The organism is Thermogutta sp., from assembly GCF_014359955.1.
Lineage (GTDB): Bacteria > Planctomycetota > Planctomycetia > Pirellulales > Thermoguttaceae > Thermogutta.
In genome coordinates this window covers 1-1,718 of sequence record NZ_JACIYL010000883.1, presented here as the reverse complement: position 1 = coordinate 1,718, position 1,718 = coordinate 1, and the positions used below count along the sequence as shown (strand labels likewise).

1 protein-coding gene and 1 pseudogene are annotated in these 1,718 nt (G+C 54.4%); both read left to right on the top strand.

Annotated elements, in window-relative coordinates; translation table 11 throughout:
• Positions 1-716: pseudogene (locus H5U08_RS17880) on the top strand (hypothetical protein); the annotation flags it as partial.
• Between the two features lie 3 nt (positions 717-719).
• Positions 720-1,451: a CPBP family intramembrane glutamic endopeptidase gene (locus H5U08_RS17875; RefSeq protein WP_297036230.1), complete on the top strand. Its 732-nt coding sequence runs from the start codon at positions 720-722 to the stop codon at positions 1,449-1,451.
• Positions 1,452-1,718 lie beyond the last annotated feature (267 nt).

Here is a 1,718-nt window from a genome sequence, read left to right as displayed (position 1 = left end):
CGGAATTCGACGTCCACAAGAACCTGGATCTGATCCCCCTCGCCCGAAAGGCAGGCCTGCGGAGCATCTGGTTTGGAATCGAGGATCTGACCGCTGACCTCGTCAAGAAAGGTCAGTCCCCGGAAAAGACCATCACGGTCTTCCGTGAGCTCATCAAGCACGGGATCGCCCCTATGCCTATGATGATGCACCACGATAATCAACCGCTGTGGACCTGGCGAAGTCTCCGCGGGTTGATCAATCAGGTGGGATTTCTCCGGAAAGTGGGCGCCATCACATGCCAAATCACTTTGCTGACTCCTTCCGTAGGAAGCAAAGGCTACGAAAAGCCCTACCAGGATGGCATCGTCCTAAAGCGAGTGGCGGGGAAACCCATTGAGGACTATCACTACGACGGCAATCGTGCCATTGCGACGGGGCATTCCAGCCCGCTGCAAAGGCAACTCAACATGATTGCCGGGTACATCGCATTCTACAATCCGCTCAACCTGCTGCGGGCCCTGGGGCGGTTCGATCCCCTTTGGACTGAGAGAGTTTTCACCCAAATCCACGGCATGATTGGCGTCGTGAAGTCTGTGTGGAACGCCCGACACTGGCTCTACCAGTTGGCCGTGGGTCCGCTGGAATATCATGACGCTCCTCCGGGCCCCAAGTACCCGTTGATCACCCCAACCCGGACGATCCAGCCTTCGGCGGTGCCCGTGCTCCAGGGTTGATCCATGGAAGCCGCCTCCGAAAGCGGGCTCAAACGCTGGGCACTCGCCCTGGTGCTGTTGTTGTTGATGATAACCCCCACGGTATCGGCCGTGGGGTATTTTGTTTTGGCCGAAGCACTACCTCCCTGGGTCCAGCAAACCCTTTATGCCCTGGCGAAGCTGGTGATGCTCTTCCCTGCCGTCTGGCTCCTCTGCATCGACCGGATTTCTTTTCGGATTCCTGTTCCAACACGCACCGAGGTTTTCACCGGCTTGGGCTTTGGAGTTTTCGTGGCTGTGGGAATGGGGCTGCTCTATGCCTTTCTTTTCAGGTCCACGGCCGTATTCAGCGAAGCTGCCACAGCCATTGAGAAAAAAATGATCGGTTTTGGAATAGACACGCCCATTCGATTTTTATGTTTCGCGGCCGTCATCTCGGTGGCACATTCTTTTTTGGAAGAATACTACTGGAGAGGATTTATTTTTGAAAAATTACGGCTTTTTGTGTCCGCCGAAATGAGCGGTCTCCTTTCGTCGCTCGCATTCACGGGGCATCACATCGTCATCCTCGGCAAGTACTTCGATTGGGGCTCGGTCTATCAGATTCTTTTTTCGATCGGCGTGACGATCGGTGGTATCATCTGGTGCCTCATGTTTTACCGCTGGCGGACGCTGTACGCCCCGTGGATCAGTCATGCCTGCATTGATGCCGCCATCTTTGCCGTGGGCTACGACCTTTGCCGGCAGATCTTTTAGGGGATCCGAAGCTACCGCACAAAAGACTCCTTTCGCTCCCGGCACGAAACCGACAGTCAGAAAATTCGCGTGGATTACCAAACCAGAATATTTGCACAGGGACAAATTGATCACCATCCTATCGCACACTGAATAAAATATCATAGAATTGCATCAGCAAAGTCGTTGACATTTCGCTTCTCCCCGGCTAAGCTATCGTACACGGGACCAAGCAATTGGCTGAGGGTGTTACGGCTTTGGCCGCCGTTTTGGCTCTACTCTAGCTGG

Excerpts from the sequence above, each read along its gene's own strand:
- H5U08_RS17875 (WP_297036230.1), top strand. The coding sequence starts at position 720 with ATGGAAGCCGCCTCCGAAAGCGGGCTCAAACGCTGGGCACTCGCCCTG.